Origin of the sequence: Mastigocoleus testarum BC008, from assembly GCF_001456025.1 — a bacterium.
In the GTDB taxonomy this organism is placed as follows: domain Bacteria; phylum Cyanobacteriota; class Cyanobacteriia; order Cyanobacteriales; family Nostocaceae; genus Mastigocoleus; species Mastigocoleus testarum.
Genome location: NZ_LMTZ01000116.1, coordinates 63,780 through 88,002 on the forward strand (window position 1 = coordinate 63,780; position 24,223 = coordinate 88,002).

Annotated in this window: 19 protein-coding genes; 9 read left to right on the forward strand and 10 right to left on the reverse strand. The window is 38.0% G+C overall.

Annotated elements, in window-relative coordinates; genetic code table 11:
* Positions 1-179: 179 nt before the first annotated feature.
* Entirely contained in the window at positions 180-1,511 is a 1,332-nt protein-coding gene (locus tag BC008_RS29300) for a type IV pilus twitching motility protein PilT (RefSeq protein WP_036266208.1), read from the reverse strand.
* A 786-nt stretch (positions 1,512-2,297) separates the two neighbouring features.
* Here BC008_RS29300 and BC008_RS29305 point away from each other — a divergent pair.
* Entirely contained in the window at positions 2,298-2,669 is a 372-nt protein-coding gene (locus BC008_RS29305; RefSeq protein ID WP_027844283.1) for a hypothetical protein, read from the forward strand.
* A gap of 431 nt (positions 2,670-3,100) precedes the next feature.
* Positions 3,101-4,207, forward strand: coding sequence for a non-hydrolyzing UDP-N-acetylglucosamine 2-epimerase (gene wecB / locus BC008_RS29310; protein ID WP_027844282.1), 1,107 nt, complete (start codon positions 3,101-3,103; stop codon positions 4,205-4,207).
* 500 nt (positions 4,208-4,707) lie between these two features.
* Here the strand turns inward: wecB and glgA are convergent, their stop codons facing one another.
* Together glgA and hemC are read right to left on the reverse strand one after the other, a co-directional pair.
* Positions 4,708-6,129 carry a glycogen synthase GlgA gene (glgA, locus tag BC008_RS29315; RefSeq protein WP_027844746.1) on the reverse strand — a complete coding sequence of 474 codons (1,422 nt, stop codon included), beginning with the start codon at positions 6,127-6,129 and terminating at the stop codon, positions 4,708-4,710.
* A gap of 145 nt (positions 6,130-6,274) precedes the next feature.
* Entirely contained in the window at positions 6,275-7,246 is a 972-nt protein-coding gene (gene hemC, locus BC008_RS29320; protein WP_027844747.1) for a hydroxymethylbilane synthase, read from the reverse strand.
* A 1,921-nt stretch (positions 7,247-9,167) separates the two neighbouring features.
* Between hemC and BC008_RS29325 the strand changes: the two genes are divergently transcribed.
* The 3 genes from BC008_RS29325 to BC008_RS29335 all read left to right on the forward strand — a co-directional run bounded on the left by BC008_RS29325 (position 9,168) and on the right by BC008_RS29335 (position 11,174).
* Positions 9,168-9,938 (forward strand): pentapeptide repeat-containing protein, encoded by a 771-nt coding sequence (locus BC008_RS29325; RefSeq protein ID WP_027844748.1) that lies wholly within the window; start codon positions 9,168-9,170, stop codon positions 9,936-9,938.
* A 63-nt stretch (positions 9,939-10,001) separates the two neighbouring features.
* Entirely contained in the window at positions 10,002-10,640 is a 639-nt protein-coding gene (locus tag BC008_RS29330; protein WP_027844749.1) for a TenA family protein, read from the forward strand.
* Positions 10,641-10,994: 354 nt separating this feature from the next.
* The gene (locus BC008_RS29335) at positions 10,995-11,174 is read left to right on the forward strand and encodes a hypothetical protein (protein WP_027844750.1); all 180 of its coding nucleotides are present in this window, start codon (positions 10,995-10,997) and stop codon (positions 11,172-11,174) included.
* 334 nt (positions 11,175-11,508) lie between these two features.
* Here the strand turns inward: BC008_RS29335 and BC008_RS29340 are convergent, their stop codons facing one another.
* The 4 genes from BC008_RS29340 to BC008_RS29355 form a co-directional block, all read right to left on the reverse strand.
* Positions 11,509-12,486, reverse strand: a complete 978-nt coding sequence (locus BC008_RS29340; protein WP_027844751.1) for a glutathione S-transferase family protein — start codon at positions 12,484-12,486, stop codon at positions 11,509-11,511.
* A 277-nt stretch (positions 12,487-12,763) separates the two neighbouring features.
* Positions 12,764-13,120 (reverse strand): nuclear transport factor 2 family protein, encoded by a 357-nt coding sequence (locus BC008_RS29345; protein WP_027844752.1) that lies wholly within the window; start codon positions 13,118-13,120, stop codon positions 12,764-12,766.
* 469 nt (positions 13,121-13,589) lie between these two features.
* Positions 13,590-14,039, reverse strand: a complete 450-nt coding sequence (locus BC008_RS29350; protein WP_027844753.1) for a MarR family winged helix-turn-helix transcriptional regulator — start codon at positions 14,037-14,039, stop codon at positions 13,590-13,592.
* A gap of 413 nt (positions 14,040-14,452) precedes the next feature.
* The gene (locus BC008_RS29355; RefSeq protein WP_027844754.1) at positions 14,453-15,457 is read right to left on the reverse strand and encodes an isopenicillin N synthase family dioxygenase; all 1,005 of its coding nucleotides are present in this window, start codon (positions 15,455-15,457) and stop codon (positions 14,453-14,455) included.
* A gap of 606 nt (positions 15,458-16,063) precedes the next feature.
* Between BC008_RS29355 and BC008_RS29360 the strand changes: the two genes are divergently transcribed.
* The gene (locus BC008_RS29360) at positions 16,064-16,876 is read left to right on the forward strand and encodes a glycosyltransferase family 2 protein (protein ID WP_058183740.1); all 813 of its coding nucleotides are present in this window, start codon (positions 16,064-16,066) and stop codon (positions 16,874-16,876) included.
* Between the two features lie 221 nt (positions 16,877-17,097).
* Complete coding sequence (locus BC008_RS29365; protein WP_058183754.1) at positions 17,098-18,387, forward strand: hypothetical protein; 1,290 nt, start codon at positions 17,098-17,100, stop codon at positions 18,385-18,387.
* A 201-nt stretch (positions 18,388-18,588) separates the two neighbouring features.
* Here BC008_RS29365 and BC008_RS49785 read toward each other — a convergent pair whose 3' ends face one another.
* Positions 18,589-18,804 (reverse strand): hypothetical protein, encoded by a 216-nt coding sequence (locus BC008_RS49785; RefSeq protein ID WP_161938129.1) that lies wholly within the window; start codon positions 18,802-18,804, stop codon positions 18,589-18,591.
* 252 nt (positions 18,805-19,056) lie between these two features.
* On the opposite strand from BC008_RS49785, the gene BC008_RS29370 reads away from it, so the two are divergent.
* Positions 19,057-19,908: a DUF547 domain-containing protein gene (locus BC008_RS29370; RefSeq protein ID WP_027847085.1), complete on the forward strand. Its 852-nt coding sequence runs from the start codon at positions 19,057-19,059 to the stop codon at positions 19,906-19,908.
* 268 nt (positions 19,909-20,176) lie between these two features.
* On the opposite strand, the gene BC008_RS29375 is transcribed toward BC008_RS29370, so the two are convergent.
* Complete coding sequence (locus tag BC008_RS29375; protein ID WP_027846615.1) at positions 20,177-20,671, reverse strand: DUF2243 domain-containing protein; 495 nt, start codon at positions 20,669-20,671, stop codon at positions 20,177-20,179.
* Between the two features lie 181 nt (positions 20,672-20,852).
* Positions 20,853-22,547 (reverse strand): beta-carotene ketolase CrtO, encoded by a 1,695-nt coding sequence (crtO, locus tag BC008_RS29380; protein ID WP_027846616.1) that lies wholly within the window; start codon positions 22,545-22,547, stop codon positions 20,853-20,855.
* A 260-nt stretch (positions 22,548-22,807) separates the two neighbouring features.
* Between crtO and BC008_RS29385 the strand changes: the two genes are divergently transcribed.
* A complete protein-coding gene (locus BC008_RS29385) occupies positions 22,808-24,109 on the forward strand; it encodes a PDZ domain-containing protein (protein ID WP_027846617.1) in 1,302 nt (433 codons plus the stop codon).
* The last annotated feature ends 114 nt before the right edge of the window (positions 24,110-24,223 follow it).

The following is a 24,223-nucleotide window of genomic DNA, read 5'->3' on the forward strand; positions in this document are numbered from 1 at the left end:
CGCGCACCGCTTTGCTAACAGGAGTCAGGAATTAAAAGTAATAAATTACCCATTACCCATTACCCATTACTCATTACTCATTACTCATTACTCATTACTGTGCGCTGTCGCGTCCCGCAATACCTTACGGTACGCTACCGCTAGCCGCTAACGTTACTTATTACTCATTACCAATAAGCTTAAACGCGACCGCGAAGGAATTGCGCCATTTCATTGGGGGTAGGTGACATTTCCAAAGCTGTTTCTTCAGTAATTCTTCCTTCTTCATAAAGTTTAAATAGGGATTGGTTCATGGTAGCCATACCGTCATAACTAGCTTGTTTCATTAGTTCGGTAATTTCATCATACTTACCATCAATGACCCATTCTTTGACAGCATCAGTATTAATTAAGATATCGTGGAAAGCCGCACGTTTGCCATCAGTAGTCCGACACAAACCTTGAGCGATGACTGCAACTAAAGCTTCAGATAAGGCTACTCGCATTGCATCCTGTTCTTCACCAGAGTAAAGATTAAGAATACGCTCAATGGTTTTTACTGCGCTATTGGTGTGTAGGGTACCCATAACTAAGTGACCTGTTTGAGCAGCCTTAAGAGCAGTATTTACAGTTTCCTTATCTCTCATTTCACCTACAAGGATTAAATCTGGGTCTTCCCGCAAAGCTGCTTTTAGTGCATTATCAAACTTACGGGTATGCATACCCACTTCACGCTGTTTGACGAGAGATTTTTGAGACTTGTGAACAAATTCAACTGGATCCTCAATGGTGATGATATGTTTAGGCATCTCTTTATTGATATAGTCAATCATCGCCGCCATTGTGGTAGATTTACCAGAACCAGTCGGACCCGTGACTAAAATTAAACCCTTGTGATAGTGACAAATATCTTTAAATACTAACGGCAATTTTAGCTGTTCCATGGTTAGTATTTTGACTGGTATGAGACGCAATACCATTGCATTACCCCGCAGGGAATCAAAAATATTAATCCGTACTCGGGCAAAATCGTATTGAGTCGCACCGTCAAATTCAAGTTTTTCTTCAAAACTTTTGATCTCTTCGGGGGTTAAGATTTCCTGTAACCATCCCCTGAAAGTCTCTTTATCTGTAACTGGATATTTTGTGGTTTCAATCTCACCACGGTTACGATACCGAGGTACTTCTCCCACACCGAGGTGAATATCGGAAAAACCATCATCAAAAGCTTTTTTAATTAACTGCTCCAATTTTGGTTGGGAAGAATTATTTCTGGAACTCAAGTTATTTCTGGAATTTGTAGGACTTGGTGCTGGTGGTGGAGTTCCCGGACGATGTGTAGATGAATTATTGAAAGCTGGTGGTGGAGGTGGTGGAGATTTAACTACAGGATTAACAGGAGTTCTTGAAGTAGACATATTTAATGTTTGTGTAACTTGTCGTTGAGTATCGATAGTTGGCTGCACCGTGGCTAGAAAATCATCAGACCCATCGGATGTCGAATTGGATAAATTCTCAGATTTGATATCCATATATAGATGCTGGTTAACCCAAATTTTTAAATAGAATTCAACTAAACTATGCTTTTGTATGATTTTGAGCTACGAAAATTTGAGTAACGAAAATCATACTCACGATTTACAAAAAACTGATTTAGTTATGTACAAATTCATTTAACACTCGTGCAGGATAAGTTTTCTTCAGTGAAAAAACTTAAAAATGATGATTTTAAATACTTCACGAACAAGTTTGAGACTATCTGTACGGGCACAGAAGCGCAAATAAAAATTTTCAGCCTAAACTCTTAACGCATCAATAGTTAAGCCATCAACAGTAGGATTATTGCTTTTCTCTAAGTCTCACTAAAAATAAATATTCGTAGCACTGTAAAAGCTAAATATGACTGAATTTATACGCTTTATAGCCAGGAGCAAAATCGTAGATTGTGACGTTATTAAATTATGAGAGCCTGACTTGTTTTCTATAAGAAATGTAAAGTCGCTTAAAATTAAAGATTTCAACAAATAAAAGTAAAATTTCCTCTTTCCTGAAATATAAAGGTTATCGGAGCCCTTTACGCTATTAATACTTTTGACAGATGGCAAACATGGGGTTGGCAACTAGCTGAGAAATTAAGGTTTATCCACAATTACGAAAAATAAACTGTAAAGTTTATTAAATAAAGGCTCATTTAATCAGATGGATTCTATATACTTATCAACACGGAAGAAGAATACTAAATATCGAATCAGTTTGAATTCAGCAGATATTTATTGCTGATTGTTACGGTATAAATGCATTTTTTAGGAGGACAAGTCATGTCTGTGTCAGGAACATCCGATTTAGGAAAAACCTATTCATTATTAATGGTTAAATGCTTTTTAATATGGACGTTCACTTTGGCAGTATGCTTGCTTGTTGTCGGTTTTCCACTTGTAGTTTTAATGGCGACTGTTGGATGTTTACTATCTATTGTTCTGCAATCTGTAATGCCTGTTAGTGCAGTTTTACTAGTAGCTGGTGGTTTAATTTCATTTAATGTGATGGCAGTTCTGATAGGAGCTGGTGTATTAACTGCTAAAGGTATTAATCCTAAAGAAGTTAGCTGGTTAAGCTGGTTGCATGGAGAGGAAGATGAAATGCAAACTACAGTTTATGCAGCTTGTCCTTTGACTTGTAATATCGAATAATTGAATATCCAAATTTAACTATCTGATTACAAATCATCTAACAACAAATTATCAAACAATAAATCATCAGATAACGAATCATCAGACTACAAATTAAAAATTGACAAACAGCGCATCTGCCCGGTAAAACCGGGTTTTTTCATGTTTAATAATTTTTCCATATTTATTTTCATGTCGAAAAAGTTATTACAGGAAATATAAGAGAAGAGGGAACGGGGAACAGCGCAACTAACCCGCGCTTTTCAAAACCCAGGGGGAATAGATTCACAATACAGGAAATGGGAAAATTTTCCTGCGAAGGATCTCTTAAAGTTAATGTAGATGGAAGAATATGAGAAAGATTTCAAATTTTGTGATTGCAAACTATTGACTAATGGCTATGGACTCATAACTATTGAAAGAATTACTGTCGTTCACATGATTGTTAACTAATGACCAATCAAAAGCGCGTTTGTATTATTTTGGGTACTAGACCTGAAGCAATTAAACTAGCGCCGGTAATTCAGGTTTTTCAGAACTATTCTGGTTTTGAAACTCAAGTGGTTTTGACTGGACAACATCGTGAAATGGTTGAACAGGTTATGCAATTGTTTAACCTAAAAGCAGATGTTGATTTAGAAATTATGCAACCCAAGCAATCTTTGAGCGATATCACTTGTCGCAGCTTGCGTGGCTTAGAAGAATTATTCAATACGAATAAACCAGATTTAGTAATAGTTCAAGGAGACACAAGCACTGCTTTTGCTGCAGGTTTAGCAGCTTTTTATCAAAAAATTCCTTTAGGTCATGTAGAAGCAGGACTTAGAACTGACAATTTATTCAATCCTTATCCAGAAGAAGCTAACAGAAGGCTAATTTCTCAAATTACTCAGTTACACTTTGCACCAACGTCTTTAGCTGTAGAAAATCTGAAAAGTTCTGGAGTTTTAGGTGAAGTGTATTTGACAGGGAACACAGTTATTGATGCACTTTTAAATGTTGCAGCGAAAAAACCTGCTTGTAACATACCAGGGTTAGAATGGGATAAATATCGCGTTTTACTTACAACGGTTCATCGTCGAGAAAATTGGGGCGAACCATTACAAGATATTGCTCAAGGTTTTTTACAAGTACTAGATAAAAATCCCGATACAGCTTTATTATTACCTTTACATCGCAATCCTACAGTTAGAGAACCTTTACAAGCACTTTTAGGCAATCATCCCCAAATATTTTTAACAGAACCTTTAAACTATGGCGAGTTAGTTGGAGCAATTATGCGATCGCATCTTCTCCTAACTGATTCTGGTGGTTTGCAAGAAGAAGCACCCAGTTTAGGAAAACCAGTTTTAGTTTTGAGGGAGACAACGGAAAGACCAGAAGCTGTGAATGCTGGTACAGCTAAACTTGTTGGGACTAAACCAGAGAAAATTGCAATGAACGCAACTGAATTATTGAGTAATTCTACTGCTTATGAGGCTATGGCTAATGCAATTAATCCATTTGGTGATGGTTTAGCGTCGGAGCGAATTTTGCAAAGTGTCAGGAATTTTTTATAGGGCTATTTGGTAATGAGTAATAAGTAATAAGTAATAAGTAATGAAGCGTGTAGCTAGCGTCAAGCGTACCGGTTTGGACGCGTCTAAAGACGAATGCACGCGTCTGACGACGTTAGCGCAGCCAATGCCGTAAGGCTTAACCGCAAGAGCTATAGGTATTGCGGGGGGGCGCGACAGCACACAGTAATGAGTAATGTTAGCGCCTAGCGGTAGCGTACCGTAAGGTATTGCGCACAGTAATAAGTAATGAGTAGTAAGTAGTAAGTAATTTCTGACTTCTGACTTCTGACTTCTGACTCCTGACTCCTGACTCCTAACTCCTGACTTCTGACTTCTGACTCCTAACTCCTGACTTCTGACTAAAGATTAATTTGATGATTGTTCTAATAGATACATTTTTTCTGATTAAAATTATGTAAAATTTTGTAGGGTAACAGCAGCGCTATTACCCCACAAACAAACTATATTTCATTCAGTTGAGAATTGCTTCAAGCAATTGTCTATGAATTCATTACTAAGCTTGGTACCTGCTCCTGTGGTTCTTCTTCAGGAAGACCAAGTGTCGAGCGATATAATTTTATATACTGCTCGGCAGATTTATGCCAACTGAAGTTTTCACTCATGCCACGTTTTTGGAGTTCTTGCCATTTCTCCTGATAACGGAAGCCTTCCCAAGCCCTAATCATACAGGTAAACAAATCCAGTGGTTCGTAGCGGTCAAAGCAATAACCCGTACCTAAGTTATTTCTTGGGTCATGATGGGATACTGTATCTACTAGTCCCCCTGTACGACGGACGATAGGTACGCAACCATAACGTAGGGCTAACATTTGACTGATTCCACATGGCTCAAAACGGCTGGGCATTAAGAAAGCGTCAGAACCAGCATAAATTCGACGAGCAATCGCATCGCTGTAAAGCAGATATGTTGCCATGCGTCCGGGATAGCGAGATGCCATTTCCCATAACTGGGTTTCATAAGAACGGTCTCCCGTACCTAACAAAACTAATTGGGCGTCAGTATAAGCCATGAAGCGATCAAGAACTTGTAAGATTAAATCAATCCCTTTTTGTTCTACTAATCGCGACACAACACCAATCAAGAAGGCGTTTGAGTTAACTTCTAAACCAACTTCTTCTTGTAGAGCAATTTTGTTTGCCTGACGTTTGTCTAAAGTATCAGCACTGAAGTTTTGGGCAATCTGCTGGTCGGTTTCGGGATTATATAATTCCGTATCGATACCATTAATAATTCCTGATAACTTACCACTAATAAATGACAGTAAGCCTTCTATGGTTTCGCCATATTCAGGTGTCTTGATTTGTTCGGCATATGTTGGTGATACCGTATTTACCCGATCTGCAAACTGTACGGCAGCTGCCATGGTGTTATGTCCTTGCATGTACCAAGGGCACCAGGTAATTTTCTGTAAATACCAACTCCATGGACCTTGATAAGCCAAGTTATGAATCGTGAAAATGCTGGTAATGTCTGGAGATTGATGCATCCAAACAGGAAGCATTCCCGTATGCCAATCATGACAGTGAATTATTTCTGGTTTCCAGTAATTCCAACAAAATTCTGCCGCACCATTAGAGAATAGAGTGAAACGCCAATCTTCATCGTCTCCAAAATAAATTCGACGCGGCCAAAATGCTGGATGCCCAAACAAATATAACGGCACATCAGTACCAGGTAAAACAGTTTCATAAACTGCAAAATCCTGGAACATGGCGTATCCATGCCAAACAGGTTCGGAAGGAGTTTCCATTTTGTCTGGTAAAAAGCCGTAATAGGGCATGAATATCCGCACATCATGCCCCATTTGTCTCAGAATTTTTGGTAGTGCCCCTACAACATCACCCATGCCCCCAACTTTAGCTATGGGAGCAGCTTCTGCTGCCACAAATAATATACGCATAGTTTCCTGTAGTTTCCCTATTCTGCCCTATGAAAGTAAATGTAACCCAGGGAAAACCCAGGTGCTATATTTCGCGTCTATTAGAACTGTTGTCCAACGGAAATACTTATTTGTTATATCTAAGCACATCTGTTGACACAATAATTCAAGCACCTCGTTGAATTTGGGCAAAAATTTCATTTAAAATTTCTTGGGCACCTTGTTGCCGCAGTTTTTCTGCAAGCTCTGTACCGATACTTTCTGGGTCTTCTGTAGAACCAGTAACAATATCTTTAACGATTTTCTTACCATCAACACTAGCTACGATACCGGTCAAAGTTAAGCGATCACCATCTAATTCGCTGTTAACTCCGATGGGTACTTGACAGCCACCTTCAAGATCCCGCAAGAAAGCTCTTTCTGCTAAACAACGATCACGAGTAGTATTATGTTCGATGGCTTTGAGAAGGGAAATGACTTCTTGGTCACCAGCACGGCATTCAATGCCTAAAGCACCTTGTCCGACTGCATGAAGAGAAACTTCTTTGGGCAAAATTTGATGAATGCGATCGCCCATTCCTAGCCTTTGCAAACCAGCAGCAGCCAAAATCAACGCGTCATATTCACCTGCATCTAGTTTTGCTAAGCGGGTGTTGAGGTTTCCACGTACATCTTTAAATGCTAGATGGGGAAACTTATGACGTAATTGAGCTAGTCTTCTGAGAGAAGATGTACCAATTACTGCACCTTCTGGTAAGGTATCAATTTGCTTATCTTTGTACTTGGTATGTACTACTAAAGCATCAGCAGGATTTTCTCTTTCGGTAATTGCTGCTAATGCCAATCCTTCGGGCAAAGTAGTCGGCAAATCTTTGAGGGAGTGCACGGCAAAGTCAATCTCCCGATTCAGCATTCCAACTTCTAATTCTTTTGTAAATAATCCCTTATCGCCGATTTTAGCCAGCGCGACATCGAGAATTTTGTCACCTTGGGTTGACATGGTGTGAACTTCAAAGTTCATCTCGGGGAAAGTGGTTGCAAGTTCCTTTTGCACCCAACGAGTTTGAACCAGAGCTAATTGACTTTTGCGAGAACCGATGCGAATAGTACGCCTAGCAGTAGAAATAACTGATGTCATAAGGAAATATGTCGAATCAGGAGATAATTTCACTGGATCTAGACTACCTTAGTAAGTGACCTTTCTGGGGTGAAATTTTTCCATTTTCGTCAAGTTTATTGTTTTCTTTAAGTTACATTTTTTCAATAAGTTTTGTGACGTAAAAACTAAACAATAACTTTCATGAATTTATTATTTTTTTGCCAGAAGCAGCTGTTATATTTATGGCTATTTGTAAATACCGAGATGAAAGTTATACTATTAAAAATTTGCAATATCAATGAATAACTAATAGCGAAGAAGAGTAAAAATTTTTGCCAATATGTATGCGTTAATTGATGACGGCAATCATTTCAATTTTTATCGCTAATATAGATTTAATTTAATTAAGAGAAAGAATTTGAAAATAATTTATAAGATATGTAAGTATTAGTTTTCAAGAGTTTTTCATTTAGTTCTACGTATTTATAGTCTTTGCTGTTCAGCAATTAATTGGTATTTTTAGGCTGACGTATTTTTTGCTTCTGATTATTTAGCCTCTAGATAATTTTATTCTAAGTAAATATTTTTACCAACAGAAACAGCGCGTTATACTGCCTGAGTCCAAACAAAGAATAGTTAACTTATGTAAAGCAAAAATACACAAGAATACATAAGTTTATTTGGTTTAGTTGGTCAGTTGTGATGCATTAACTTTAATTAAAATTCTTTAAGTGGGCTTTACAATTAGTACAGAAGAACTAATGAAAGTAACATTAAGTTTTAAATCACGATTTGAATTTACTTATTGAATTTAATTATTTTTGCCCCTGCAGTCCTGAAGAAGTTTTTCTGATTGAAATATTTCTGATTGAAATAACAATTTCTGGATGAAGAGTGTTTGCTACAGATATTTTGTGATTAGTATTACAAAGCACAGATGTATAAGTCTACGTGTAACGGTTGTTTCACAATCTCTAGATACCACTCGATACTGTATTAATTGTGCTATTAGCGTGATGTAACAAAAAAAAATAAGCGAAATTGCTTGTTCATTAGTTAAAAACTTATATATTCCTAAGTTAAAGAGACATTAATGATTAAGGCATAGAGTATAAGCTCAATTATTCTACGTAAATAGCGCTTATTTTTGATATTAAATACACAAGTACATTTCAGGTTTAATAATAAATAGTGATAAGCATCACTTGAGTATGAGCCGCAGATCGCTTCACCTATTTGTTTGTATAAACTAGACTTGCTTAAAGATAAAACTTTTTTATGAGTCAAGTTTATTATATAATTGATACCAAGAGGTTGTAAGAATTACGATGTTAGAAAAATTTTTGCTAGCCCTTAGCCTCACCTTTGCTCTTAACTTATTTATCAAAATTGGTTGGCCTGCTCCTAAAAATATTGGTGATAAAATTAACTCATCGGCACCTGCTATCGTGATTTTGACCCAGAGGAGCAACTGAAAGGTTATTCGGCTTAATAAAAACGATATATTCAAAACAAGTTTGCTGTTTACTTGTTGTTTTACCCAAAACAAGAAACCATCAGAAAAAATTTTTTGAATCTATTCTTGTTGATATATCCCCTAAACCCCAATTATTTAGGGGTTTTTGGATGATAAAAAATTTAGTTCCATTTGTATTGATAAATTTTCAAGTTTTTTTTGAGATATTCAAGGTCCAGATACAAGCTTGCTGCAGCGCGCAATAAATATAGCTATAGCTGCGCTACCTACGGAGCCGCTACTACGGATTAGATCAGTCACGGTAGAGTCCACAGGATATTGAATGAATATTTTGCGATACATATTCGAGTCATAATAATTTTGAATAACATATCTTCAGTCGATATTGCTTGCGAGCATTTGTTATAAAGATAGGCTAAGCTAAAGTGTCAATTTTTATGCTAGTTAATTGAAATTCTACGAAAATATATTGTCATGCTAATAATGAGAAATCGAGTTTTAGCTACGGCTATATTTAGCTTCATAATAACCTTTGCCACAGATGCACAAGCAGCTAATCCCCAACACCTGAGACAGTTAATATCAACGAAAGAATGTCAAAAATGTGACTTGAGTGGTGCTGGCTTAGTAAGAGCAGATTTAAGAGGAGCGAACCTGAGGGGAGCTAACTTAAGTGGAGCGAACCTCAGTCGTGCAAACCTCAGTGGTGCAGATTTAACTGGAGCAAATTTGAGTGCTACCGGTTTATTTGGTGTGAACCTGAGTGCTGCTAAACTTACTGGAGCAAATTTACTAGGTGCTGACTTAAGAAATACCTACCTGATGAATGCAGATTTGGCGGGTGTAGATTTAAAAGGAGTAAACCTGCAAGGAGCAGTTGGGATTCCTTTACAAAGTGCTCAACCCGAGCAGTTTTATGCTTGGGGAGTAGCAGCAGCAGAACAGGGTAACCAACAACAAGCAATTGATTATTTCGAACAAGCGATCGCTGCAAAACCAAATTATGCTGGAGCTTATCTCGCTCGTGGAATTGCTCGCTATCAAATATTTGACCGTAAGGGAGCATTCGAAGATGCGAAGTTAGCGGAGAAAATGTTTACATCCCAAAACAACCAACAAGGTTTGATAACTGCTCAAGCTTTTATTCAAGAACTTCAAGCTCCTTTAGAACCAAAGCTTAATAAAGGAAAACCAAGTTTTACAGATTTTGTCGGTAGTTTAGGCTCTGTGTTACTTCAATTTCTACCATTTTAATTATTTATTATTTTTCAATTTTCATTTATCATTTCCTCCATATCTAATCCCCCAATTCCCAACATGACTATTTCTGATGAATTATGGTCTGCAAATCAAGATTTAGCACAAGCTTGCTTGGAACATCCATTTGTTCGAGGAATTGGTGATGGTAGCTTAGAACAACACAAATTTGCTTATTATGTTGGGCAAGATGCTTTCTTTTTAGAAGCTTTTGCCCGTGCTTATAGTATTGCAGCTGCTAAAGCACCTAATTGGGAAGGATTTACGATTTTTCATGCTCTAACTAAAGGTGTATTGGACGAACTAAAATTACATGAAAGTTATGCAGCTAAATGGGGAGTGGATTTAGATTCTGTAAAACCCACAATCGCTACCCGTCGCTATACAGATTTTTTGCTTGCAACTGCTTGGGGTCAAGATATAGGTGTAACTGCTGCAGCTATGTCTCCTTGCATGGTTTTATATAGCTTTTTAGGTACGGAGTTAGCTTTTAGGGAAGGTGATGCTCCTGATAACCCATATAAAGATTGGGTTCAAACCTACAGCGGTTCTGATTTTCAGCCCTTAGTAAAACAGTTAGAAAATTTAGTCGAAAGTTATGTGGGTAATTCAGCTTTAGTAAATTCTACTTACCGTTATGCAATGCTATGTGAATATGAGTTTTTTCAAGCAGCTTGGGAAGTTAGGAAAATATCTTAGATTATCTAGTAATTTAATGTGAGTAGCATTAATTCGATGAAATGCTTATTAATGCGTGCTTTAAGCGGGTAAAAACTGTCATAATTCAATCCTTACTCCATATAAATTTTTATTAAAAAAAGAATTTGTCCCGAGTTTGTCATTTTTTATGGATATGTTTATATGTAAGCTCAGGAAATCAAGCCCAGAGTTGCAGTATCAATTCTCAGAATAACCTTTATTCTAAAGGGTTTCCTTATAATTATCCTTATAAGGAATATCCTTTTCAAACAGTTAATTCTGTTAAAGGTATCTTGTTTGAGGTTTGGTATATCTGTTCAAATAATTCGGAACTATAAAGAGAGGAATTAAACCATGAACAATAACATTCAATGGAAAAATTCAGTTAATGATATCCAATGGGATAGTCTGATGGTTGAAGAATTTCATGCAAAAGAGCAGACTGCTGCAGTCAATGATGGGAATTTGAATCTACAATTGTGGCGCATTTTATTTTTGTTAACACTTGGTCTTTGTGTTTTTAATAATTTCTAATATCTTCTATAACGCCCTTGATGTCGTACTTTCAGCCTGAAACAATTAATACTAAAAGCTTTATAAGCAGCAATTTTTCCTTCTAAAATTAATTTCAGTTATTACCCTAAGATTCACCCCATATTTTGGTCATTCTGACATTATCGTTGCTAAAAGTGTCATAAAATATATTCCCTTACTTTAAGGAAAATGTTTCCAATAAATAAGTTATGAGAAATTAGTTCTAAGAAATTAATTTCAATAAATTTACTTTCAATAAATTCATAAACAAAAATCTTGGCGCACGTAAGCGCCAAGGTAGAATAGGATTTATTTGAGGGTATTAAGGGACCAATCAAACGAATTGTACAGATGAAATTTTTTCCCGATTATGGGGTGTACTAAAATCAATTTGAGGTCCAACGGGTACAATTGCAGTGGGATTAATTGAACCGTGACTTTGATAGTAATGTCCCTTAATATGTTTGAAGTTTACCGTATCGGCAATTTTGGGAATTTGGTAAAGTTCGCGGGTATAAGCCCAAAGATTTGGATAGTCTACTAACCTTCGCAGGTTACATTTGAAATGTCCAACATAAACTGGATCGAAACGTAGTAAAGTCGTAAAAAGTCTCCAGTCTGCTTCTGTAATTTGGTTCCCGGTCAGATACCGATGAGTTGATAAACATTCTTCTAACCAATCTAAAGTTTCAAATAAAGGATAAATTGCTTCTTCATAAGCTTCTTGAGTAGTAGCAAACCCAGATTTATAAACACCATTATTAACCGTGTGATAAATGCGCTCATTTAAAGCGTTAATTTCTTCCCGCAAAGCTTCTGGATAGTAATCACCGGTTACAGCACCAAGATTATCAAAAGCACTGTTAAACATCCGAATAATTTCAGAGGACTCGTTATTAACAATCGTGTCGGTTTTCTTATCCCATAAAACCGGTACTGTAACGCGTCCGGTAAAAGATGGATTTACTTTTGTATAAATTTGATGGAGAAATTGAGCGTTGTTAATTGGATCGGGGATGGTTCCTTCTCCAGAATCAAAAGTCCAACCATGTTCTCCCATAAACCAATGGACTACAGATACTGAAATCATTTCCTCTAATCCCTTGAGTGCTCTAAAAATTAGAGTGCGATGTGCCCAAGGACAAGCGTAGGATACATAAAGATGGTAGCGTCCCGCTTCAGCTTTAAAACCGCTAGAACCATCTGCTGTAATCCAATTACGAAATTGCGAATTTTGTCTGACGAATTTACCACCAGTTTTTCCTGTGTCGTACCAGCGATCGTGCCAAACTCCATCAACTAATAGTCCCATGGAAGATGCTCCTTTTAATTAGAGTTTTAAGTATTGTGATAAAGCAGAAGAAATAAAAATTTTAGGAAACTAAACTTAGGAAACAGTTAATGCGATCATAATCCTGTCAAACGTAGCATAGAATAAGCGATTGCGACGAGGGGTTAATAAAAGTGGATGCTTAATGCAAATTGACAAGATATTTCTGCTGAAGAATTATTTGTTTATTACCAGACATTCATTTCTGGAGAGGTACCGTGGTACCTCTCTACATGATTTTTGGAGATGTTTTTAACTGTTAGGCTCCGTAGTAATAGCGTTCCTGTATGACTTTCCCATCTTTCCAAACTTGAATACAGGCTTGATTATAAGTGCGCTTACCCCATTCGCTGTGGGTGTAGTCGAGAAACCATTCTGAGATAATCAAATTATCTGCATAAGCAACATTTTTTACTTCTGCACCTCGAAATTCAGATAGCTTAGAAAAGAAATCTAACTCTCGCTGACGATTAGCTTCTTTTCCTACAGTAGGAGGATTACCATTTTCCTGCATTACTACATCTTCTGCATAGTATTTCTCAAATGCATCCATTGCTTTACCTTGAAGTACTAGGTTTTTGATGTCTTCAAATGCAACTTTCAAATCAGTACTCATAAATACCTCGCTAATTGTTGGTGTTTGTAAATGTAGTAAGTAAATGTTTGGGGACAAAGCTATTTGTCACGCTATGGTTTCAAAACTTCTTAGCTTCAAAACTTGATGTACTCAAGAACGCAGACTTTCCCTATCGTAGAAATATATTTTAAATACAGATATTCTAAATACAAACTATTTATTAGACACCGATATAACTAAGATTATCTTTTCACTGATGATTAGCATTGTTTTTTGACAAGAATAGAGTTTTTATATTCCTGTTTGCAGATTGGATTTGACAAAAAGATTTCAATGCTCAAGTACCCAAAGCTTTAAGCATAGGAAGGTACAGCTTAAGAGAATCTAAGTTTATAAAAACGGTGTTTAGCCAGAATTGTTTCAAGCCATATAGTTTGAACTCGAACTATCTCTAAAATTAAGTTAACAAAAAGTAGTTTGAGTGTCAACTATCTATTTAAAAACTTTTTTAGCTCTCAAAAGCGTTGCGCAATCTCGCCAGTAGAACTCGCAAAAGTTCCAATTCAGAAGGGTCGAGGAGTTCGAAACGTTCTTTGAGGTAAGCAATATGAATGGGAAAGACGCGATCAAACATTTTTTCTCCTTCGGGGGTAAGTACGATTAGAAAGCTGCGGCGATCGCTTTCAACGACTTGGCGATAAACTAAGTTTTTGCGTTCTAGTCGGTCTATGACACCGGTCAGGGTTCCTTTGGTAACTAAGGTTTTTTCGGCGAGTTCGGTCATAGTCATACCCTGTGTATTACCCAAAGTGGCAATGACGTCAAATTGACAGGTGGTCAAACCGAGTTTGCGAATATGGGCGTCTGCATAAGAAGCAAATGCTTGATATGTCGCCGCCAATTCACGCATTGTGGGAATGAAAGATGCTTTAGGTGGTTTATTTTGCTCGCTTACCATTAAAGTTGTGGCGATGAATCAATATTAAGTTAGATAATCTAAGTATAAACAATATTTTTGTTCAACTTCTGATTTTTTTAGATTACGTCTAAATGTGATACCCCAAGGGAGTTGCGCGGAGCGATCGCCATAAAAATTAAGGGACTTCTAACAAAAAATATACTACTCGTCAGGGCGCACGTCGGTGCACCCCTACCGGAGAAAATAAGTACTTCTGAATTCTGTTAGCGTAGCGTGCGTGACCCGCAATATCATCTTCTGACTTATGTCCTACGGACACGCATTAACGCAGTGTGACGCGACAGCGTCATAACCTATAGCTGCGCTACCTGCGGATCCGGTACGCTTACGCTAGCCGCTAATGACTTATCTCCTACGGACACGCTTGCGCTAATGACTTCCGCATAGCGGTGCTAGAGGACTTTGCGACGTAACTGTGGAAAAACTTTGGAAACTTTTCCTAACAGGTAATCACCATATGTACCACTAAATTCATGAACGCTAGCATTATCCCAACGTTCTTTCTTGTTGTCTTTTACTTGTCCATTTATCTTGATCGGTTTTACTGGTGCGCTGAAATTTGGATCGAAGAAGAATGCAAATGATAAACGATTATGGTTGGTGGGATTCCAAACTCGATGAGGTGTGGATAAGTAATGTCCTCCTGTAATCCGATCCAACATATCTCCAATGTTGCACACAAATGAGTTAGGTATGGGAGGAGCAGCTATCCACTGAGATTTTATTTTTACCTGTAACCCTCCTGACATATCTTGTCTGAGAATTGTTAGCATTCCATAATCGGTGTGCTCTCCAACTCCCCAACTAGATTCAGTTTCGGGGTTTAGTGAAGGTGCAGGATAATTGAAAATCCGGAACAGTATCAAAGGATCTGAAGTGTAATGTGTGGCAAAAAAGGATTCTTCCAAACCAAGACTGAGGGAAATTCCGGTCATGAGGGAATGTCCTAGGCGTGTCATTGCTCCCGTATAATTAAGTACCAATTCTCGCATTTGCGGTATGTTGGTTGGAAAAAGGTTAGAACCATGTAGTGGAGTACCAGCTTTCACTAGAGCATGATCGTCTTGAAGCTCAGCACCAAAGTAGATTCCTTCCTTGATATCTGGTTTACCAGATGTGAGTTCACCACCGACAGGGAAATATCCTCGCCAAGCTCTACCTCCACGGGACATATTTATTTGCTGTTTTGTCTCAATATCTTGGGCGAAAAACTGATGGCTGACTTTTTCTAATTGCTGTTGGAGTTCTTCGTCTACTCCATGACCAATAATGTAAAAGAAGCCGTACTCACGACAAGCATGTCCGATTTTAGCTGCAACTTCATGAGGATTTCCTGTTCCTGATACCAGATCGCTTACATTGATAACTGGAATATCCAAATCACTACTTTGTGGCATATGTTTTATCTCCACTAATGTGCGATTATCGCTAAAATTTTTATTCTCTTTCTACCTAATAATGACGGTCTTAAGCTGTTGTGCATTAAAAATGTACAACAGCAAGTCAAAAGTAAAAAGTCAAAAGTCAAAATTGAAGAAAGTTTGAGGCTTCGCCATCGAATAGAATGATGTACAAATTAGATGCGTAACAACTTATATTACTATCTGCAGTTTAATCATCAATATTACAGGAGCAAATTCCAAGTTAACTACAGGTTAATTCTAGTTTGGTTTTAGATCGATATATGGATAAAAAATCGTCAACATCTCCCTTCTTTGTATTGCTTTCGATTAGATTGACTTACTAGATTTTTTCAGTCTGTTTTAATGAAATTCTCAGTTTAATCTCATCTGTAATAAATTTATTGATCTCAAAATAGGTTAGTAGTTAAAATGACTACTCCATATTCCAGAATATAAGAAAAAACAAGCACATTAAACAAATTATTATTGGCAATTTAGCTTCGAATATGACTTAATCTCACAACAAACGGAATAACCATACTCAGTTTTATAGCTTTCACTTTTGTTTCGCATTTTCCCACAAAAAATACCCTTCAAACAATGAAAACACTTTGTAATAGCTTGGACAATATTCTGGTAATTATTCCTGTACTTAATGAAGAGGCTACCATCGCCAAAGTCGTAAAGTCTTTACAGTCCTATGGTTTAAAAAATATCCGGGTGGTGGATAACGGTAGCACAGATCGGAGTATTACCAAAGCGATCGCAGCTGGTGCGCAAGTAGTTATTGAAACTATTCCCGGTTACGGTAGTGCTTGTTGGCGAGGTTTACAACAATTACCGCCAGATATTGACTGGATTTTATTCTGTGATGCTGATGGTAGCGATGATCTGACTCAACTTCCTCAGTTTTTTGCTAGACGCGAGAAGTTTGACATGATTATGGGTAACCGTCGTGCAACTGATGCTGGTCGAGCAGCTATGACTCCAGTACAAAACTTTGGTAATTGGTTAGCGACTTTCCTAATTGGCTGGGGTTGGGGACATTGGTACCATGACCTGGGACCGCTACGTTTGATTAGCCGTTCCGCTTTGGATAAAATCCAGATGGAAGATCGAGGCTTTGGTTGGACGGTGGAGATGCAAACAAGGGCAGTAGAATTAAGATTACAGACCTGTGAATTACCCGTTGACTACCGTTATAGACAGGGTGGAAAGTCCAAAATTTCCGGTACCCTATCAGGTAGTATTAAAGCAGGAATAGTTATTCTGAGCACTATTGGCAAATTATATCTGCGTCGCCTACAACAGGGAAATTGGAGATATAGGATAAATAGGAGCAAAAAAAAATTTTATCACCGTTCATTGGTTAAACTCAAACGCATTTTATTGGTACATTTTTCGGTTAACTAGTTTTTATTCTTTATCGCCGCTCCTATAAATAATCCCATCTATCGAAAATCCCACATAATTATCGACATTCCTCCTAAATGAGCGACCCAAAATTCAAATTTTCAAACCTCAAAATTTCAAATCTCAAACTTTCAAATCTTAAACTTTCAAACTTCAAAATTTCAAACTTTAATATTTCAAGCTCCAAAATAGAATCAATTTTTCTTTATTTAAGTGCTCTTTTGTTACTACTAGGTGCTGCTTATATCATTCCCTACGGCGACTTTCGCCAGCCCGGAAATGTTTGGCAATTTTGGCTTGGTATCGGTGTGATGAGTTTGGGTTTTGCTCTGTCTTGGATGCTACGTAAAGTTAGTGGTATCTGGTTTTGGGGAGTCGCTATTTTGACAAGATTGTTGCTGATACCCATGTACCCAGGGGATGATGTGTGGCGTTACCTATGGGAAGGATATATCCAGAATCTTGGTTTTAGTCCTTATGAGTTTGCACCCAATGCAGCAGAACTAGTTTCTTTCCGTACTGAATGGTGGTCCCAGATCAATCACCAAGATGTTTCTGCAATCTACCCACCAGTGGTTCAGTTGGGTTTCCGTACTTTAGCTGCAATTACTCCCGCTGTAGCTCTATTTAAGTCAGCATTCATCTTGGCTGATTTAGCAGTTTGTTGGCTCCTAACTCGGAGATTTGGCTTTGAAAAAGCAATACTCTATGCTTGGAATCCTCTGGTTATCTACTCGTTTGCTGGAGGTGCCCATTATGACACCTGGTTTATTTTACCCTTAGTTGCCGCCTGGTTAGTTTTTGATTATTCAAGCAAAAGTGCTCGTTGGATGTGGAGTTCTTTGCTACTTGGGATTAGTGTAGCGGCTAAATGGATGTCTTTACCGATTTTAGGTTTTCTTACATGGCGAGCTTTCCGCGAGGTAAGTATAAAAAAAGCTGTGGTTGTTTTGCTCTGGGGTTTTTTACCCTTTTTGCTTAGCGCTATCCCATTTTGCCACACAGGACAATGTTTATTAATTCCCACAGGCTCAGTTTTTGTTTCCCATGGTCGTAGTGCAGAGTTTATTCCCCATTTAGTTGCTCAAGTTTGGGAACCTTCTCTGAAAGCTAATTGGATTTATATAATTCCCTTGGCTTTAGCTTGTGTTCTTTTGCTTTTGCGATCGAGAAATTTCCGACAATTTACTGAGTTATATTTTTTTGCTCTCCTGAGCTTATCACCAATTATCCATGCTTGGTATTTTACTTGGTTGGTTCCCTTCGCAGTCATCGTTGGTAATTGGGGAGTACGTTTGGTTAGTATCTCTACTTTTGTTTACTTTGCACTACAGCATCGCAAGGCTTTGGGAAATCATGATTGGCGTTTAACTAGTAAAGAGAGATGGTTGCTGTGGTTACCTTTCATCTTGGGTTGGTTATGGACAACTTGGAGATTATTAGTTGATTACAATTCGACTGAACTCGCTACTTCTGAGCATGTTTTACAAGATTCAGAATCTTCTTCTTAAGGGTGAATTTACAACTTTGACTTAATTTTTATCGTGAATTTTAATCGTGTTCTCACTGAATACTCATTTTTATCTGTTTTACTAAGTATATGTTAATACTACGTTCTTAATAATTCAAAATTTAATACTTCAAAAGTGAAGGAAAACCATAATCTCAGCTTTTCTCACTTAATATCCACAACACTGATATCGACAAATCTATTAACCAAATACTAGATTTCCAGAATCAAAAAGTGTTTTCACGTCAAATATCTCAGAACTTATACCAATTTGGAAAAATAATGAGACAGATAGATTTTGTAGAGACGTTGCAGAGCCTGCGGCGTCGGCGTTAGCCTCTGCAACGTCTCTACCGGAGAATCTGTTGCAATGATTTATTGAATTGGTATTACGCACGGACAACATAGCTACAGTCATTACGACGATAGGTTAGCGACAGTGTTTCCGCAAGGAAATAGTCATCTCAAACCTTCATTTTTAGTTAACGAGTGCGTAAGTCCTACATCTAAGAAACTTGCAAGCCAAAAAATATACTAATTATCAGGGTATACGTCTCATTAGGGCGCACGTCGGCGTGCCCCTACAGCCAACAGATACAAATCTAATTTCTACTAATAGAAGTTGAGGGAAAATTCAGGAGTTTAAGTTTTTTATACTAATAAATTAACAATGACTAAATTCAATCGATTCTTTATTTTATTTCCCACATTAATCATACTTACTGGATGTGGGGGGGCTATACAATCTAGTCAAACCAACCAAGAATCTACTCAGGTACAAGCATCGAATGTTTCTGCAGCACAACCCTTGGATAACAAAAACTTCGCCGATGTCTTGAAAACATATGTAGATGAGCGAGCATTAGTTAACTACCAAGAATTACAGAAAAATCGGCAACAATTAGACAAATATAATGCATCCTTGGGTGTTGTTTCTGCTAGTACTTTTCAATCTTGGAGTGAAGCCGAGCAAATTGCTTTTCTAATCAATGCTTATAATTCTTTTACTTTAGAATCAATTATCGATCAAAAGCCGCTCAAAAAGAGCATTCGTGACATTTTTGGTGTCTGGAAGCTAAGGAAATTCAATGTCGCTGGTGAATCTAAAACCTTAGATAATATCGAACACAATACTTTACGAACTAATTATAATGAACCACGAATTCATGCAGCTTTAGTTTGTGCTGCAATCAGTTGTCCTCCCCTGCGCAACGAACCATATACAGGGGAAAAACTCGACGCTCAACTCGATGACCAGACTCGTCAGTTTCTTAATGGTCCCCACGGTTTCCGGATTGATCGCACAGAAAATAAGGTTTATCTTTCTTCTATCTTTAAGTGGTTTGGTGAGGATTGGAAGAAAACCTATGGTGTGGATGGGAAGTTTACTGGTAATGATAATGAAAGGGCTGTGTTGAATTTTATCAGTAAATATGTGAGTTCAGAAGATAAGGAATATCTTGTCAAAGGTAACTATAAGGTTGACTACTTGAATTACGATTGGGCACTTAATAAACAGTAATACTAAGTCCGGGCTAATTACCCCTTTTTAGAATGAGAGAGCAAAGTGTGGGAGGTATGGGAAGTCTGGGGGGAAATCCCAAAAAATATAAAGGGGTTTTAAAAATCAGATTTGGTATAAGTAATTAATTCTCAATGAGAATAATTTAAAACAAGTAAGGGCAAAAATTTATTTCCAGGTGAAAGTACGTCGATAAGCACGAGATCACCATTACCACTTTACCAACGTGCGATCGCTAAGTACCCAGATAAAATTAATTATACATTTGTCATTTAGTCACCGGTGCAGATACCTTAGTGCGAAGTAAAATCACCCAACCAATAGCGATCGCTAAAAGACCGATACCGAGAAAACTTAAATCCCAAGCTAGTTGATGAGCGCCGGGTCTAACATGATGAATCTGCAAAATGTGATGGTTAATAATCCCCTCAACCAGGTTGAAAAGACCGGCACCAATAGTAAAAGATCCAATGAAAATAGGAGTAGATTTGGGTACATCATCTCTTTTAACCGCAAGCCAAAGTGTTACAATCCCGGCAATGGTCATTAGCCAATCAAAGGCGTGAAAAAATCCATCTCCAATTGTGTTCAATTCGAAGCCATTAACGGTTTGGCTAGTTTCAATATTGGTAAACATATGGTGCCATTGTAAGATTTGATGAAAGACAATACCATCAAAAAATCCACCTTGACCAATACCGAGTAAAATTCCCGCAATTATCAAGGGACGGCGATTGAGGGGTCGAGTGTTTTGTGCTTCCATTTCCACTTCGATGATTAACTAAGAAGGCAAAAGATGTTTTCTTGCTTTCTACCCTATTTCATTTTTAATTTAGTAACGGTTTAAGAAGAACGATCTGCACCAATAACTCCTATCTTGTGGCGGAAAGATAACTCTCCACCATACCAACCGCCAATAGAGAGCAGTCAAAACAACCACTTAACTAAGGATTAACGATATTTTCGATAGTTGATTTAATCTTGTCGCCGGCTTCTTTTAGCTTTTGTCCGACTGGATTTTGTTCGTGAAGAAAAACGCGAGCGCAATTACGCCCGGGCATTCCGGAAATTGAACCGCCTGGATGCGTTCCAGCACCAGTTAAGTAAAGACCTTCCAAGGGTGTTTTGTAATTAGCAATCTCCGGTAAGGGACGGAAAAATATCATTTGGTCCAGGGTCATATCAATGTGGTAATAATTACCTTTGTAAGCTCCTAAACGCTCGCCTAATTCCGCTGGACTTTCCACGCGACGGGCAATGATGGCGTCTTTTACATTGGGAGCATAATCAGCTAATTTATCAATTACGCGATCAGCTACTTTATTTTTCAACTCATCCGTCCAACCCGTACCCTTCAAACCAGTTCCCTCTTTTCCTGCAATTTGGTAGGGAGCAAAAAATTCAATCCACAGAGTATGTTTGCCTTCAGGTGCCATGGAAGGGTCTAATACTGTTGGTACATCAAGATACATCGAAGGATTTTCGTCGGGAATCTTGCCCATTGAGGGTAAGGCGTGGGCTTCTTCAACATGATTTACCGAGTCAGCAATTAAAACCGAACCCATTAGATATTCGTCTTTATGGTCGAACCGCTCAAAACGAGGTGCTTCAGATAAGGCACAATCAATTTTGAGAATAGTTTCATTATTGTTAACAATGCGCCGTTCGAGTCGTTCGTATAAATTAGAGTCTGCTGCATCAGTAGCTGCTTTAGGGACCATTTGTAAGAATAATCGCTTGGCATCAATATTGGAAATTACAGCTTTGTTTGCGCGATACTCCTGTCCTGTTGCAGTCCTCACACCTTCGACTCGACCGCTATTACCAATTAAAACTGTCTCCACTGAAGCGTTGCATAAGACAACTCCACCCTTATCTCTAACCAGATTTAGCAGCGCCCTAGTCAACGCCCCAGTACCGCCACGAGGTCTCGCCATACCTGGGTTGTGTCGCATTGACATCATCATTGAGCCAATACCGATGGTTTTTTGAGAAGGAGGCGCGCCAAATTCAGCAGCTAACCTGGCTAAAGGAGCGCGGAGAAATTCCGAATCAAACCAATATTCCAAACTATCTTTGGGAGAAGTAAGCATGGTGCGGATTAAATCCAAGGTTTTATCTACACCGCCCAGGGTAGACAAAAGGTCTTGAATATTTCCTAGACCGTAGTTACCCGCAATATCAACCACTGATTTAGGAGGAGCGTTAAAAACAGGAGTAATTCCTTTAGTCAGGCGTTGCCAAAAATCAATAAATTCTCTGTACTTTTCGGCATCCCTTTGATTGAAGCGAGCAATAGCGGCGCAAGTTTTTTCTACAGATTTATGGGCTAAAAAATATCTACCGTCGGGATGAGGACAAAAGGTAACGGGGTCGCAGTAAAGGTACTCCAAGCCATACTTAGCTAAGTTTAGTTCTTCAACGACGGGACCAAGATGAATAAATTCATGATCGATAGCGCAGAGGTTGAATTTAAAGCCAGGAGCTTCTTTGGGCATTGCTTCTTCGGTTGTCGCCCCACCACCAGGAATGATTCGTTTCTCTAGTAGTAAAACGCTGTAGCCTTCCTTGAGTAGGTAAGAGGCACATACTAAGCCGTTATGACCAGCACCAATAATAACAACATCGTAAGCTTGCATTAGCTGATTCTTTAATAATAAAGTAATATTTTTTATATTAAGAAAGCTAAACAGATACTATATCTCTCCGAAGAAATAAGACTTTTAATCACCTGATTGAAATCAAACTAAGCCGTTTGATATTTCTAAACTTCGATACAAAAAATATGCCGTTGCAAGTTCGATGAGGGCTTCGTTACCACCTAAATAAAAAAGTAATTCATAATAATAATATTTACACTGAACTTATTCTTGATATTTGACTCCAGCAAGCAAACCCTATGAGTAATCAACCAAACGCTGAACAAATTCTGCAAAATATTTTTCAGAATGTGAAGGTCGGAGGAGATTTAACTACGGGAGATATTACTCAAATTGGCAGTTTGTTTGTTGTCACTCCGGACAACCCAAAGAAAATCGAGTTTGCCAAAAAACTGGTTGCGATAGAAGTATTGTCAAATATATCTAACCTAGATGCACGAATTGGATTTGTAGAAGAGTCCCTAACCGAAGATACATTTCAAGGACAATTAGCAATAGTTCGTAACAAGATTGCTCCTGCTTTAGAACAAACAGCATCCTCAAGCTACAATCGGCTGATTTTACAGCAAACAGTTGCTTCGTTGCGACAAGCTCTCAATAGTCGTCCACTCAAAATAGAATCCGCCACACCCCTAGTTAATATTTTCACTGAGAGCGCTTTAAATGCTGAACTAGTGAGGTATTTTTATAATCACCTTATTGACGTGCAGGATGTAACGGAATCTTTACTTAGAGTAGTTTCTGATGCTGCATCAAGTAATTTTGACAATGAAACAATGCTCAACTACTACAAGCATAGAATTAGTCTGGAGATTAACAGACTCAAAAATCGTTCAGAGATTACCCATTTATCTGGGTTACGGGTTCTAAATAGTCTGGATATTAATCTATCGGACGTAAATATAGAATTGGGAACGTTGATTTATTTGCAGCCACATCAACTTGTAAATGACATTGAAATAGAAACTTTTCTGGAAAAAAGTATTAGGAAAGCTGAACAATTACTATCAGAACGTCAATCTTTGCTTACGGAAGGTAAGGAACTTTTGAGTAAAGCATTACAAGAGTACGAAGATATTAATAAGTTACTGGAAATTAAAGCAACCGATACTTGGAGTGAAGTAGTTGGAAAAGCAATCTCTCTTCGTCAGCTAGGTAGAACAACCGAAGCTGTGGCTGCTTTTTATCGCTACGGTGAAATTTTTTCAGCAACAGATCCTACAGCGAAACGCTATTCGCAAACAGCACAACAGTTTACAACTCAACATCAAAATTTTGGTGTTCAAGGAGGTGTTTACATCTACGAAATGGTCGATGGAGGAAAAGCGATGCTAGCTGGAATTGCTGTAGGCGATATTGTAATTGACTATGCTGGACGAAGTATCAAGGGAATGGATGACTTGGTGTGCGCTTTACGAGATGCGCTTACAGGTGAACTCGTACGAATCACTTACTTGCGAATGCAAGATGATGGAAATTTCATTCGCAAAACCCAAACAATAGTTCATGGAGTACTTGGTGTAGGTTTTGTACCTATATAGTGTAGATTTTAAAATCTCGAAAATATCAATAGACCTGTCCGGAATATTAACTTGGTGCCAAAAAAATGGTAGAACGGAGTTTTCACCGTCTACCAAAATGAAAAATCCACTTCA